12 protein-coding genes and 1 pseudogene are annotated in these 13,077 nt (G+C 71.9%); 4 read left to right on the forward strand and 9 right to left on the reverse strand.

Features of this window, described 5'->3' with window-relative positions; translation table 11 throughout:
• Positions 1 to 132: 132 nt before the first annotated feature.
• Together ACLQ26_RS27170 and ACLQ26_RS27175 are read right to left on the reverse strand one after the other, a co-directional pair.
• A complete protein-coding gene (locus tag ACLQ26_RS27170) occupies positions 133 to 1,707 on the reverse strand; it encodes an FMN-binding glutamate synthase family protein (protein ID WP_425747159.1) in 1,575 nt (524 codons plus the stop codon).
• A 146-nt stretch (positions 1,708 to 1,853) separates the two neighbouring features.
• On the reverse strand, positions 1,854 to 2,963 hold the full coding sequence (locus tag ACLQ26_RS27175) for a peptidoglycan recognition protein family protein (protein WP_425747160.1): 1,110 nt from the start codon (positions 2,961 to 2,963) through the stop codon (positions 1,854 to 1,856).
• Positions 2,964 to 3,229: 266 nt separating this feature from the next.
• Here ACLQ26_RS27175 and ACLQ26_RS27180 point away from each other — a divergent pair.
• Positions 3,230 to 3,875 (forward strand): annotated as a pseudogene (locus ACLQ26_RS27180) (mechanosensitive ion channel family protein); the annotation flags it as partial.
• A gap of 791 nt (positions 3,876 to 4,666) precedes the next feature.
• Positions 4,667 to 5,920: an MFS transporter gene (locus ACLQ26_RS27185; protein WP_425747161.1), complete on the forward strand. Its 1,254-nt coding sequence runs from the start codon at positions 4,667 to 4,669 to the stop codon at positions 5,918 to 5,920.
• A 47-nt stretch (positions 5,921 to 5,967) separates the two neighbouring features.
• On the opposite strand, the gene ACLQ26_RS27190 is transcribed toward ACLQ26_RS27185, so the two are convergent.
• The 6 genes from ACLQ26_RS27190 to ACLQ26_RS27215 form a co-directional block, all read right to left on the reverse strand.
• A complete protein-coding gene (locus ACLQ26_RS27190; RefSeq protein ID WP_425747162.1) occupies positions 5,968 to 6,354 on the reverse strand; it encodes a VOC family protein in 387 nt (128 codons plus the stop codon).
• Positions 6,351 to 7,121 (reverse strand): hypothetical protein, encoded by a 771-nt coding sequence (locus tag ACLQ26_RS27195; RefSeq protein WP_425747163.1) that lies wholly within the window; start codon positions 7,119 to 7,121, stop codon positions 6,351 to 6,353. Before ACLQ26_RS27195 ends, ACLQ26_RS27190 begins: the two co-directional genes overlap by 4 nt.
• A gap of 202 nt (positions 7,122 to 7,323) precedes the next feature.
• A complete protein-coding gene (locus ACLQ26_RS27200; RefSeq protein WP_425747164.1) occupies positions 7,324 to 7,743 on the reverse strand; it encodes a YchJ family protein in 420 nt (139 codons plus the stop codon).
• A gap of 44 nt (positions 7,744 to 7,787) precedes the next feature.
• Complete coding sequence (locus ACLQ26_RS27205) at positions 7,788 to 8,558, reverse strand: SGNH/GDSL hydrolase family protein (RefSeq protein WP_425747215.1); 771 nt, start codon at positions 8,556 to 8,558, stop codon at positions 7,788 to 7,790.
• An 80-nt stretch (positions 8,559 to 8,638) separates the two neighbouring features.
• A complete protein-coding gene (locus tag ACLQ26_RS27210; RefSeq protein WP_425747166.1) occupies positions 8,639 to 9,796 on the reverse strand; it encodes a magnesium and cobalt transport protein CorA in 1,158 nt (385 codons plus the stop codon).
• A 332-nt stretch (positions 9,797 to 10,128) separates the two neighbouring features.
• Complete coding sequence (locus ACLQ26_RS27215; RefSeq protein ID WP_425747167.1) at positions 10,129 to 10,491, reverse strand: hypothetical protein; 363 nt, start codon at positions 10,489 to 10,491, stop codon at positions 10,129 to 10,131.
• A gap of 233 nt (positions 10,492 to 10,724) precedes the next feature.
• On the opposite strand from ACLQ26_RS27215, the gene ACLQ26_RS27220 reads away from it, so the two are divergent.
• Both ACLQ26_RS27220 and ACLQ26_RS27225 read left to right on the forward strand, forming a co-directional pair.
• Positions 10,725 to 11,945, forward strand: coding sequence for a helix-turn-helix domain-containing protein (locus ACLQ26_RS27220; protein WP_425747168.1), 1,221 nt, complete (start codon positions 10,725 to 10,727; stop codon positions 11,943 to 11,945).
• 24 nt (positions 11,946 to 11,969) lie between these two features.
• Positions 11,970 to 12,437 carry an NUDIX domain-containing protein gene (locus ACLQ26_RS27225; RefSeq protein WP_425747169.1) on the forward strand — a complete coding sequence of 156 codons (468 nt, stop codon included), beginning with the start codon at positions 11,970 to 11,972 and terminating at the stop codon, positions 12,435 to 12,437.
• 16 nt (positions 12,438 to 12,453) lie between these two features.
• Here ACLQ26_RS27225 and ACLQ26_RS27230 read toward each other — a convergent pair whose 3' ends face one another.
• Positions 12,454 to 13,065: a class F sortase gene (locus tag ACLQ26_RS27230; protein WP_425747170.1), complete on the reverse strand. Its 612-nt coding sequence runs from the start codon at positions 13,063 to 13,065 to the stop codon at positions 12,454 to 12,456.
• Positions 13,066 to 13,077 lie beyond the last annotated feature (12 nt).

The raw sequence follows: 13,077 nt of genomic DNA on the forward strand, positions 1-13,077 counted from the left end.
CCGGGCCGCGCCGCGCCAGGCCACGTCACGGCGAGGCCACGTCACGGCGAGGCCACGTCTGGGCCGGGCTTCCCTTCAGTCGAGGCGGGGCAGATGGCGGCTCTCACCCGGAGCGGCACGTTGCGCTGGGGCTCAGCCGATGGCGGTGGCCGACGGAGGGGCGCTGCTGCCCCGAGGCACCTCCGGGGTCATCAACCGGATGATCTCCTTCTGGTCGGCCGACGAGGGCAGACCCCAGTGCGGACGGTAGCCGTACACCTCGTGCAGTGGGGTGGAGCCGGTGCGGCCGTCCAGGATCTCCACGGCGTCCGTGCCGATCAGGCCCGGGTGTTCCACGCCGCACGCCTCGGCGACCTTGGTCAGGTCCCGGCGCAGCGTCTGCAGGTAGTTGGCCGCCCGGACGGACTTGAGCGTCGGGTCGAGGCCCCGGGCCAGCCACGCGTTCTGCGTCGCCACCCCGGTGGGACAGGTGTCGGTGTGGCACTTCTGCGCCTGGATGCAGCCGATCGACAGCATCGCCTCCCGACCCACGTTGACCATGTCGCAGCCGAGCGCGAACGCCACGATGGCGTTGTCCGGAAGGCCGAGCTTGCCGCTGCCGACGAACACCACCTGCTCGTGCAGGTCGTGTTCGGCGAAGACCTTGTAGACCCGGGAGAAGCCCTGTTGGAATGGCAGCGACACCGAGTCGGTGAAGATCAGCGGCGCGGCTCCGGTGCCGCCCTCGCCGCCGTCGACGGTGACGAAGTCGACGCCCCGGCCGGTGTCACGCATCAGGCTGGCCAGATCCTGCCAGAAACTCAGGTCGCCGACAGCCGACTTGATGCCGACGGGCAGGCCCGTCTCGGCGGCCAGCAGTTCCACCCAGTCGAGCAGGCTGTCACAGTCGGAGAACTCGGCGTGCCGCGACGGGCTGACGCAGTCCTGACCGGCCGGGATGCCCCGGGTGGCGGCGATCTCGGCGGACACCTTCGCCCCGGGTAGCAGCCCGCCGAGGCTCGGCTTGGCGCCCTGGCTCAGCTTGATCTCCAACGCCTTGACCGGTGCGCCGGCGACCAGGTCCTTCAGGCGGTCGAGGCTGAACCGGCCGTGCTCGTCGCGGCAGCCGAAGTACGCCGTGCCGAGCTGGAAGACCAGGTCACCGCCGTTGCGGTGGTACGGCGACAGGCCACCCTCGCCGGTGTTCTGCAGGCACCCGGCAAGCGCGGCCCCCTTGTTCAGGGCGGTGATGGCGTTGCCGGACAGCGAACCGAAGCTCATCCCGGAGATGTTGACCACCGACTCCGGACGGAACGCGCGGGCCCGCTCCCGCGCCGCGCCGAGCACCTTCGCGCACGGCAGCCGGACGTCGTGCCCGGCCGTGGGGGACGACGGCGGCACGGCCCGGCCGAACGTGCGGTGCTTGATGATCGGGTAGCCGGGCGTGAACTCGATGTCGTTGTCCGTACCGAAGCCGAAGTAGTTGTTCTCCTGCTTCGCCGACGCGTACACCCAGCGGCGCTGGTCGCGGGTGAACGGGCGTTCCTCGTTGTTGCCGGCCACGATGTACTGCCGCAGCTCCGGCCCGACGGCCTCCAGCAGGTACCGGGCACGACCGAGCACCGGGAAGTTGCGCAGCAGCGCGTGGTCGCGCTGGATCAGATCCCGCGCGGCGAGCGCCGCGACGGCGGCGGCGACTGCGGGTACGGCTCGACGGGCCCATGTCATGCCGGCAACCTTTCCGCCCGCGCCGTCGGTCAAACCGCCGGGGGGCCGACATTGTGCTGCTCAGGCGTGGGGTGCGTGCTGGTGACAAGCGTTCGCCCACGGCGGAGGCGGCACGGGGATCACCCCGCGCCGCCGCCGACCGAGGGTCAGTGGTGGGTGAACGACTGGCGGACCGTGCCGCCGACGATCGTGCACCACGTGCTCGTGCTGAGCTTGCCGTTGCGGGGCAGCCCGTGCAGCGCCTGCAGGTCCTGCACAGCCCTGCGGGTGGCGTGGTCGTACGCCCCGGTCACGGTGACCGCGTACCCCTTGGTCGCGAGGATTTCCTGGACGGCCGTGACCGGCGCGCCCGCGGCGTGCTGGTCCAGCTCCGGGGCCAGGGTCTCCCAGGTGGGGGTGGTGAGCGTGGCGTCCACGTCCACGGCGATGCCGTTGCGGGCCTGCCAGTCCTGCACGGCGGCCACGGTCGCGGCGTCGAACGTTCCGCTGACCGTCACGGCGTAGCCACGGTGGGCCAGCAGGTGCTGCACCACCCGGACCGACGGTGAGTTGACGAACCGCCACAGGTCCGGCCAGCGGCGCGCCGGCACGTCACCCAGCTTGGTGCCGAGGGCCGCGTGGACCCGCCGCCGCAGAGCCGGGAACTGCCGATAGAAGGCCGCGCCCGGGCAGTCGGTAGTCCTGAAGTCCCAGTGGCCGAAGATGTCGTAAGCGTGCAGCCCGTACTGGCGGCAGATCGTCACGCAGAGCTTGACCAGCGAGTCGGTCAACGCCTCCGGTGGGGTCTCGGTGACGTAGGTGCCCTCGTTCTCGATGCCGATGGCCCGGCCGTTCTCGCCCGGGCAGTGCGCCGAGACCATCTGGCGGTCGCCCGCTTCGAGGCGTTCGAGGCTGCCTCGGCGGCCCTCCAGCACGTAGCCGCCACGGCTCACAGTGAAGTGCTGGCCGGTGTCCGACCAGCCATTGCCGTCGATGTGCAGGTCCTGGCAGTCGTGGGCCAGCTTGACCGCCTGCTCGCGGGAGTAGTCGGTGACGTTCGGGAACGCCATGTGATGCACGATGATCTTGTTGGTGGCGATGGCGCTTACCGACAGCGGGTCCTTCGGTGGGCGGGCGGCCCACTCGTCGCAGCTAATGATCCAGTCGAGGTCGGTGCCGGGAGCGGCCTGCGCCGCGCCCGAAAAGGCGAGTTCGCTTCCGACGACGGCGACCGTGGCCGCGCCGAGACCGGCCCGCAGCAGCGTTCGGCGGTCCACTTCGGAATGGTCGACGTGCATGACATCTCCTCCTGCGGCCGACGGCGGGGGGATGAAAAGTAGCTCCAGTGGCCGCACGCACTCCGGAGAATATTGCCAAGACTCGCCCGCGCGCTAGACCCTTCGCGACCGCGGGAACGCCGGGTTGCCGCGCCGCCCTCACTGATCGACGGGACAGTCGCGAACCGGTCGGCGTTTCCGCGTGAGCTGGTGGGGGTAGGTCGGTGGCCTATCATCCCGGCTGCTCCGCGTGGAGGAACGACCATATGAGTGACAACGTCAGCGACGCGGTGGGCGACGCCCTTCGCTCGGTGATGCTCTTCCTGCCCAAGGCCGTCGCCTTCCTGGCGATCCTGGTGGCCGGTTGGCTGATCGCCAAGGCCGTACTGAAGATCGTGGAGAAGGTCCTCGAACGCGTGGGCTTCGACCGCGCCGTCGAGCGCGGCGGCATCCGCCGTGCCCTGAGCCGCTCCCGGTACGACGCCAGCGACATCGTCGCGAAGCTCGTCTACTACGGGGTGCTGCTGCTCACCCTGCAACTCGCCTTCGGTATCTGGGGGCCCAACCCGATCTCCGACCTGATCACGGCTGTGGTCGCGTGGTTGCCCCGCGCCTTCGTCGCGATCGTCATCGTCGTGGTCGCCGCCGCTATCGCCAACGCCGTCAAGGACATCATCAGCGGCGCGCTCGGCGGGCTGTCGTACGGTCGGGTGCTGGCCGGTATCGCCTCGGTGTTCATCCTCGGCCTGGGTGTCATCGCGGCGCTCAACCAGATCGGGGTGGCGACCGCGGTCACCACCCCGGTGCTGATCGCGGTGCTGGCCACCGTGGGCGGGATCCTCGTCGTCGGGGTGGGTGGTGGCCTCATCCGTCCGATGCAGAGTCGCTGGGAGGCGTGGCTGACCCGCGCCGAGCAGGAGTCGGCGCTGATCGCCACGCACACCCGCGCGTATCGCGCCAGCCGACGCGAGGCCGAGGCCGAACTGGCCCGGTCGGCGGCCACCCGCCCCGCCCCGGTGGCCACCCCGGCGCCGGCCCGCTCGACGGACCCCGAGGCCACGCAGGTGGTGACCCGCCCGTCCGACCCGGACGCCACGCAGGTCACGGCCCGCCCAGTCGACCCGGACGCCACGCAGGTCACGGCCCGTTCGTCCGACCCGGAGGCCACGCAGGTGGTGACCCGCCCGACCGACCCGGACGCCACGCAGGTGGTGCGGTCGTCGACCGACGACACGACCCAGGTGGTCGCCGGGAACAGGCCCGCCGTCGGCGTCCCGGCCCGGAAGAGCGCCGACGACACCACGCAGGTGGTCGCTCGTCCGGCCGACCCGGACGCGACGCAGGTGGTGGGTTCCGGTCGGGAGGCCGACACGACCCAGGTGATCAGCGGTGGCACCGTTCCCGGGCAGCGCACCAGCGACGACAGCGAGACGACGACTGTCATCCCGCCGGTGGACCCGAACCGACGCTGAGCCGCGGCGCGACAGCGGGGCGGGATCCAGGCGGATCCCGCCCCGTTCCCGTCGCACCCGGCACGCCGGGTGCGCTTCCGGCACCCCGAAAGCGCTGGCCGGGCACGGTGACGCCGGTCTAGCATCGCCGACATGACCTGGCGACATTGATCCGATGCCGTAGGCCACACCCGTGGGCCGCCACGGGCACCGCACGTCCGGTGTCCGTCTCCACTCCCACGGGAAGGCCCCATGACCCACCTCGCCTCGCGCGCGCCCGACCCGGCGGTCCGCCGGCTGTCGACGACCCTCTACGGGTACGCGTTCCTCAGTGACCTCGTCCTGCTCTATCCGCTGTACGTCGTCCTCTTCGCCGACACCGGCCTGTCGGTGGGGCAGATCTCGTCACTCTTCGTCATCTGGTCGGTCGCCGGCATCCTGTTCGAGGTGCCGTCCGGCGCGTGGGCCGACGTGGTGTCACGCCGGCTGCTGCTGTGCCTCGCCCCGCTGGTGACGGCCGGCGGCTACGCGCTCTGGGTGCTGGTGCCGTCGTACCCGGCCTTCGCGGTCGGGTTCCTGTTGTGGGGCGCCGGCGGGGCACTGGTCTCCGGCGCTCTCGAGGCGCTGGTCTGGACCGAACTGGACCGGCTCGGCGCCGTCGGACGGTACGCCCGGGTACTCGGTCGAGCCCGGACGGCGGGTGTGCTGGGCGTGGTGGTCACCGGGGTGCTGGCCGGGCCGGTGCTCGCCGCCGGCGGGTACCCGGCGGTCGGCGTGGCCAGCGTGCTCGCCTGCCTGCTCGCCGCCGCCGTCGCGACCCGCTTCCCCGAGCATCCGCCGCAGACCCCGTCGGGCACGTCGGACGACGACATCGGCCTGACCTGGTGGGACACGCTGCGCGAAGGCGTGACGCAGGTTCGCACGCGGCCCCCCGTGCGGGCGGCCGTGCTGCTGGTCGCGGTGGTGGCCGCCGACTGGGGCGCGCTTGACGAGTACACGCCGCTGCTGGCCGTGGACACCGGCGTCGGCGCGCGGGCCGTGCCGCTTCTGCTCCTGCTGCTGTGGGCCGGCGTGACCATCGGTGGGCTGCTCGCCCCGGCGGGGGAGCGGCTGGGCCGCCGGGGTTACGCCGCGCTGCTCGGCCTGGTCGCCGTCGCGTTGGCCGGGGGCGCTCTCGTCCGGCAGCCGGCCGGCTTCGTGCTGCTCGCGGTGGCGTTCGGTGCCGCGCAACTGGCCACGGTGCTGGCCGACGCGCGGTTGCAGGCGCGGATCATCGGGAACAGTCGGGCCACCGTCACCTCGCTGGCCGGCATGGCCACCGACCTGCTGATCATCGGGACGTACGCCGGCTACGGTCTCGTCGCCACGGCGGCCGGCAACGCGGTGGCGTTCGCGGCGGCGGCCGGGGCGTACCTCGTCGTGGCGCTGGTGTTGCTGGCCCGCCACCGGCGTCCCCCGGCCGCGAGCAGCGTGGTCGCCGTGGGCGGCGCGCGTGGCTCGGGCTGACCGGGGTCCCCGGCGGTGAGCGCAGCGGCCCGCCGCCGGGGATGCGCTCAGCCGGCGAGGTGCAGGAACGACCACTGGTGGCCGTCGAGATCGCGGAATCCGCGCATGTACATCGGCCCGTTGGTGCTCCCCGCCCCGAGCGACTCGCCGCCGGCCACCACCGCCCGGTCGACCAACTCGTCGACCCGCTCGCGGCTCTCGGCCGACAACCCCACGATGACCTCCCGGCTGGTCTCCGGGTCCGGAATGGGCACACCGGTGTACGCCTCGAAGGCCGAGCGGACGTGCAGCAGCAGTCGGGTGTTGTCGGACACGGTGAGCGCCATGCTGTCCCCGTCCGGCTCGGTGTGGCCGGTGGTGAAGCCGAGCGCCCGGTAGAACTCGGCGGCGGTGAGCAGGTCGCGCACCGGCAGGTTGATGAACGTGATGGTCATCGGTGGTCTCCGTCCGACTCGAGCAGTGCCTTCAGGGCGGCGAGCCGATCCCGCCAGTACGCCTTCAGCTCGACGGCCTGCTCGGCCCCGACCAGCTTTTCGTGCAGGATGCTGACCCGGGCCTTCGACTCGCCGACCGCGTCGAAGCCGGCGACCACCCGTGTGGGACCACCGGCCCAGTCGGCCCGGAAGCTGCGCGGGGCGGTGGCGGTACGGACGCGCATCTCGACGTCGGGGAGCCAGCGGGCGCGTACCGTCTCGTCGGCGAAAGCCTCGAACAGCCGTGCCGCCGACACCGCCACCGTCCGGCTGGCGCTGGCCTCGAAGCCGCCGCCGCGTCGTTGGCCGGGCGTGCGCAGGCCGCGTGCCTGCTCGTACCCGACGGTGATGGTCTGTGCCCACCAACCCGGCACCTCGTGCTCGGCCACCAGGTGGCGGGCGATCTGGGTGTGCGTCCACTCGGCGGCGGTCGCGGCGTCGAGCAGGGCGAACCACTCGGCCCAGGAACGGCCGGTCCGGGCGCGGATCAGGTCGTCGGCGATCCGCTCGGTCTGCGCGGCGGCGGATCCCGCTGTCTGGGCGGCGGCGGGACTCACGATCTGCGCGGCGGCGGGGCCCGCGGCCTGCGCGGCGGCAGGGCCCTCGGGCGGTGACGCGGTCTGCGGGCTGGCCCGATTGATGAGCTGCCGGCGGGCCGTGGTGTAGCTCTCGCCGGTCTTCGCCATCCGGGTCCGGATTCGGGCCTTGAACGGTTTCTGGTTGGTCATCACATGCTCCCGGTCAACGGCACGGTCACCGGGACTCACGCTCCCGTCGACCCCGCCGGAGTGGGGCACGTGGCATTGCGTCCCGAGAGCTCCAGGCCCCCTTTGCCTCCGCGTGGCCGGCGGCGTGAGCGCCGGGAGGGAGGTGCGGCGTAGGACGACGCCAGGGGTCATCCTACGGCAGAGTCGGCCGCCCGCGTAGGAGTCAGGGCTGGTCGCCGTCGAGGTAGACCCAGCGGCCGTCCTCGCGGACGAACCGGCTGTGTTCGGTGAGCGTGCCCGGCCGGCCCGCCTCGCGGTAGTGGGCGTGGAACGTCACCGTGCCGGTGGCGTCGAGCAGACCGCCGCGCTCGGTTTTGACGATCTCCAGTCGGGTCCACCGCTGCCCCTGGGTCAGCTCCAGTCGAGCGGGACGGGTCGACGAGTGCCAACTGCGCAGCAGGTAGTCGGCGTCGCCGAGGGCGAAGGCGCTGAACCGGGAGCGCATCAGCGCCTCGGCTGTCGACGCGTGGGCGGTGCCGCCGTGGACCGGGGAGCAGCAGTCGGCGTACGCCCGGCCGGAGCCGCACGGGCAGACCGGTCCGGTCGTCGCGTTCGCCCGCCGGCCACCCGTACTCCTGCCCATTCCGCCATCCTGCCGCACCGCCGGGCGGCCCCGGCGGCCGGCCGTCACTGGTCCAGCGACACCGGCAGCGGCACCGGTCGTTTCGCGACCCGGTCGTCCCCGGAGGACCTGCCCCGCAGGTGCCGGGCCACCCAGGGGAGCAGGTGCCGGCGGGCCCAGGCCAGCTCGGCGCCGAGCACCTCGGCGCGGCGCCGCAGCGGCGCCGGCGGCAGCGGCGCGGTCCAGGAGTCGTCGAACCCGGGCAGACCCGCGGTGTACGCCAGGGCGGCGGCGATCCGGGCGTGCCCGGCGCTGTTGGCGTGCAGCCGGTCGTCGCTCCACAGCCGCGGATCGGAGGCGACGGGATGCGCCCCCAGGTCGAGCAGCGTGGCACCGGTCTGCGTGGTGGCCGCCCGCAGGGCCTCGTTGAGCGCCAGCATCCGGCCCCGCAGCGGCCGGGCCAGCGGCATCACCGGCGCCGGGTCCGGCATGGTGAAGGTCAGGACTGTGGCGCCCTGCGCGACGAGTGTCCGCTGCATCGCCGCGACGTCCCCGGCGACCTGGTCGGCGTCGAAGGAGGGGCGCAGCACGTCGTTCATGCCGGCGACCACGGTGGCCAGGTCGGGGGCGAGATCGAGGGCCGGCTGGAGCTGCTCGGCGCGGATCAGCGCGGTGGTCCGGCCGCGGATGGCCAGGTTCGCGTACTCCAGGCCGCCCTGGGCGCGCGCCACCGCCAGGGCGAACCGGTCGGCCCAGCCCCGGTAGCCGCCGGCGCCGTCCGGATCGTCGAGCCCTTCGGTGGTGCTGTCACCGATCGCCACGTACCGCCGCCACATCACCCGGGCGAGGTTAGCCCTCGCCCGACACGTGCCGACGGCTGACCCGGCAGACCTCAGCCTCGATCGCGGTGGAGGGGTCAGAGCCAGCCCGAGCGGCGGAACAGGCGGTACAGGGCGAGAGCGATCGCGGCCATCAGGGTCAGGGCGCCGGCGTAGCCGTAGCGCCAGGCCAGCTCGGGCATGTGCTCGAAGTTCATGCCGTAGAGGCCGGCGATGCCGGTCTGGGTGGCCGCGATGGCCGCCCAGGCGGCGATCTTGCGCATGTCGTTGTTCTGCTCGACGGCGAGCTGCGCCAACCGGGACTGCACGATCGAGGTGAGCAGGTCGTCGTACGCGGCCACCCGGTCCACGGCCCGTGCCAACCGGCCGTCCACGTCCACGAACCAGCGGTGCAGGGCACGCGGCGGTCCGTCGGTGCCCGGGTCGAGGAGCATCCGCACGGGCGTCTGCAGGGGGAGCACGGCCCGCTTGAACTCCACCACCTCCCGCTTGAGCTGGTAGATGTGTTGGATGTCGGCCGAGCGGTCGCGGGCGAACACCGCCTCCTCGACCCGCTCCAGGTCCCGCTCCACGTGCCCGGCCACCTCCAGGTACGTGTCGACCATCCGGGCGCAGACCGCGTACGCCACCGCCCAGGGTCCGGCGGCCAGCAGCGCGGGGCGGCGTTCGATGTCGGCGCGGACGTCGCGCAGCGCCCCGGCGGCGCCGTGCCGCACGGTGATGGCGAACCGGTCGCCGAGCAGGACCATCACGTCGCCGGTGTCGATCACCTCGGAGGTGTCGGTCAGCTCGGCGTGCTCCACGTACCCGGCGGTGCGCAACACCAGGAGGGTGACAGGTCCGTTCCGCTGCATCGTGGGCCGGTGCCCGTCGGCGAGCGCCTGCTCGACGGTCAGCTCGTCGAGGCCGAAGGTGCGGCCCACGGCGGCGAGCACCGCCGGGCCGGGCTCGTGCAGCCCCAGCCAGACGAAGGAGTCACGGCCGTGCCGGGCACGGGCGTACGCGTCGGCGTAGTGCGGCCGGCCCGGCTCCCGTCGACCGTTGACGTAGACGGCGCAGTCGACAACGGCGTCCGGATTGGAGCGGCGGGGCGTGGGGGAGTCGTCGTCAGGACGGCCGAGCAGCCGTCGGGCCAGGGCGCGTACGCCACGACCGGCCCGGTCCCGTACCGCTCGCTGATCCACGACGCCCCCTCCCGTGCACCGTTGCGGCCACGGTGCTCGCTCGCAGGGCATGGTGCCACCGGATTCTGCCCAGTGGCGTCCGGCTACTGACAGCGGGGTGGGTTGCGCCGCTCGGAGCCGAGCGTGTGCCGCGCCTGACAGGTAGCGCTCACCGCACCGAGCCCTGCGGCGGAAGCTTGCTCGCGCGTACCAGGATCTGTGTTCGAGGGCCGTGATGACCTGACGGGAAGAGCCTGATGCCCTCGACCCAGATCCACTCGTCTTGGGGAGGACGATTGGCTACCAGCCGTACTCCGGTCACCCACAGCCGAACCGGCCCGTCGGACGGCAGAAGGCGATCGACCGCGTCGATATTCAGCACTGCCCCGAGTTGTACTCGAACGTCAAACACCGCGTCTCCTCGTCGTTGACTCCGCCTTGTCGCACGGCGGCGCGCTGTCAGTCCTGGGTCGCTGGATCTGAAGACCAGCGATCTCGGCGAAGACCTCCCGCCGAGTCAGGGCCCTGCCGGTGGTCAGGTCGATGGAGTAGCCGGTCAGCCATACCCAGCCGTGATACGTCGGCTTGTCGCAGACCGAGGTGACGCGCAGCCACAGAGCCCGGTCGCCGCCGAACTGCACCGACGCCCGACCGTCGATCAGCACCAGCTCGCCCGGAACGGGGACACCCGGCTGGCGCTGCGTGGCGGTGCGAGGCACCGGGGCGGGTGGGCCATTGGCGGACCGTCGTTCGGGTCGCGGTCCCACGCCAGCACCCACCCCGGGCCAGCCTCAGCAGGTCGCCGCGCGGCCGGTACCCGCGCAGTCCGGGTCCGACCGACGCGTGCTGGCGAGGGTGTACTTGCAGGCCGTGGCGGAGCAGGATTGAGAATTGGTCGATGCGTTCAGCCCTGTCATGCAGACAGGTTGTGGCACATGCCGCTCACCTACCCGGAAAATCCTTCCGGGGTCGCAGTCGCTCGAGGGGGGACGGTGAACCGGTGCGCGGAAGAACCAACAACCTGACCATCGGCGAACGCCTCGCCTGGTACCGCTACCGACGCGGCCTATCCCAAGAAGTTCTGGCCGGACTGATCGGTCGTACCGCCGATTGGCTGGGCAAGATCGAGAACAACCGGATCGAGCTGGACCGGCTCTCCGTCATCACGTCCCTCGCCGACGTCCTGGACGTCTCCCTCGGCGACCTGCTCGGCGAGCCCGGCTTGCTCGACTGGAACGGCGACAGCGGCACCACGACAGTTCCCGCCTTGCGCGCTGCTTTGATGGACTACCGCGCCTTTGGCCCGTTGGGCAGCGGCACAGACGCGGAGCCAACGAGCATTGCTGTGCTGAGGAACGAGGTGGGAGCCCTCTGGGATGCCTACCAGGACTCCCGATTCCGGTATGTCATCGGCCGACTGCCCGAGCTGCTACGCCGCGCCCAGACCGCCGCCGACCATCACGGCGGCGACCAGGAGCAGGCTCGCCGACTTCTCGGCTTGGTGTACCAACTCGCTGCTACGCAGCTCACCAAGCTGGGAGAGAGCGACCTCGCCTGGATCGCCGCTGACCGCGGCTTGGCCGCCGTCCGGCCCACGGGTGACCCGGTTGTCACCGGTTCCCTGTTCCGCTCGGTCGGTCACGCCCTGCATGCCACCGGGCGTTACGCCGAAGCGGTACGCCTCACCGAAGACGCCGCCGGCTACCTCGAGCCTCATCTGAAGCACGCCACACCAGCGCTGCTCTCCGTCTACGGGACGCTGTTCCTGTCCGGCGCGATGGCTGCCGCACGCTCCAACGACGCCGCTACGACCCGTTCCTTCCTCGCCATCGCCGACCAGGCCGCCGGCCAGCTTGGAGCCGACACCAACCACCTCTGGACCGCGTTCGGCCCGACCAACGTCGCCATCCACCGCGTCGCCACGGCCGCCGAGCTGGGCGATCTGCAAGTTGCGGTCGACCTCGGCCCGCGCATCGACACCGCCGGGCTACCGATGGAGCGCCGAATACGGCACGCTCTCGAAGTCGCCCGCGCCTACAATTCATGGAACCGCGTCGACGACGCCCAGGCCGTCATCCTCGACGCCGAACGGATGGCACCTGAGCAGGTCCGCCACCACTTCCTCAGCCGCCAACTCGCCCTGACCTGGATCCGCAGGCAACGAGGCAAGCCCTCAACGGAACTGGTCGGCCTGGCCCGGCGGCTCAAGGTGCTCGATTGAACCCAGTCCAACTAGGCTGCCCAGGTGACGGCCAACGAGATGCCACCCGTGGCAACCCCACGCGTCGCCGCCGGCGCCCTTTTTCTCGACGACGAAGGTCGCGTGTTCCTGGTACACCCCAGCTACAAGAAACACTGGGACATCCCTGGCGGCTACGTCGAACCTGGCGAGTCACCACGCGCCGCGTGCATGCGGGAGATTCGAGAAGAGCTTTGCCTCACCCCGGCGCTCGGGCCGATGCTCGTCGTGGACTGGGCGCCCGCCGAACACGAGGGCGACAAGCTGCTCTTCATCTTCAGCGGCGGATCACTCAGCCCGGAGCAGGAGCGCGACATTCGCTTCGTAGACGGTGAACTGACCGAGTGGCGTTATGTGAGCGCGGAGTCCCTCGAAGAGTACGGGCCACCTCGACTCGCCCGCAGGATTCGCACCGCGATCGCAGCTCTGAATAACGGCATGTCCTCGTACGCGGAGCACGGCAGCGCCATCTAGACCGACTTGGGCCGCGTCAGGCGGTGCGGCTGGCGAAGACGACGATGTTGTCCACGTAGTTGCCTGTCGCGTCGTCGAACGGGCCGCCGCAGGTGATCAGGCGCAGCCCGGCGGCGTCCGCCGGCCCGTAGACCAGGCCGCTGGGAAAGGCATCCTTGCGGTACGCGTGGACACCGTCCACTGTGAACGTGGTGACCCGTGCGTCGGCGCGGGTGACCTGGATCTCCTGGCCGGCGCGCAGTCGTCCCAGGTCGAAGAAGACCGCCGGGCCGGCCGGGGAGTCGACGTGGCCCACCAGGACGGCGTTGCCGGTCTCGCCGGGGCTGACCCCGTGCCGGTACCAGCCGGCCACTGTCGGCTTGTCCAGCGGGGGGACCTCCAGCACGCCGGCGGCGTCCACGCCGACGGCGACGATCTCGGCGCGTACACCGATGGCGGGAATCCGCACCCGGACGGGCGCGGCGCGGGGCAGCGGCGCCAGGTCCGGCGCGGGCCGGGAGCGTGTCGGCGCGTCGGCCGGCGGGCGTGGGGGTTGGGCCGGCTCGGCAGTGAGGCCGACGGTGATCAGCCCCAGCCCGGACACGGCGAGCAGGGCGACCACCGCCGGAAGGGTCCGCCGCCACCACACGTGCTGACCTCC

The sequence above is a fragment of the Micromonospora sp. DT43 genome, assembly GCF_049841645.1.
GTDB lineage: Bacteria > Actinomycetota > Actinomycetes > Mycobacteriales > Micromonosporaceae > Micromonospora.

Excerpts from the sequence above, each read along its gene's own strand:
- ACLQ26_RS27185 (WP_425747161.1), top strand. The coding sequence starts at position 4,667 with ATGACCCACCTCGCCTCGCGCGCGCCCGACCCGGCGGTCCGCCGGCTG.
- ACLQ26_RS27200 (WP_425747164.1), bottom strand. The coding sequence starts at position 7,743 with ATGGGCAGGAGTACGGGTGGCCGGCGGGCGAACGCGACGACCGGACCG.
- ACLQ26_RS27195 (WP_425747163.1), bottom strand. The coding sequence starts at position 7,121 with ATGACCAACCAGAAACCGTTCAAGGCCCGAATCCGGACCCGGATGGCG.
- ACLQ26_RS27210 (WP_425747166.1), bottom strand. The coding sequence starts at position 9,796 with ATGCCCTGCGAGCGAGCACCGTGGCCGCAACGGTGCACGGGAGGGGGC.
- ACLQ26_RS27170 (WP_425747159.1), bottom strand. The coding sequence starts at position 1,707 with ATGACATGGGCCCGTCGAGCCGTACCCGCAGTCGCCGCCGCCGTCGCG.
- ACLQ26_RS27205 (WP_425747215.1), bottom strand. The coding sequence starts at position 8,558 with ATGTGGCGGCGGTACGTGGCGATCGGTGACAGCACCACCGAAGGGCTC.
- ACLQ26_RS27190 (WP_425747162.1), bottom strand. The coding sequence starts at position 6,354 with ATGACCATCACGTTCATCAACCTGCCGGTGCGCGACCTGCTCACCGCC.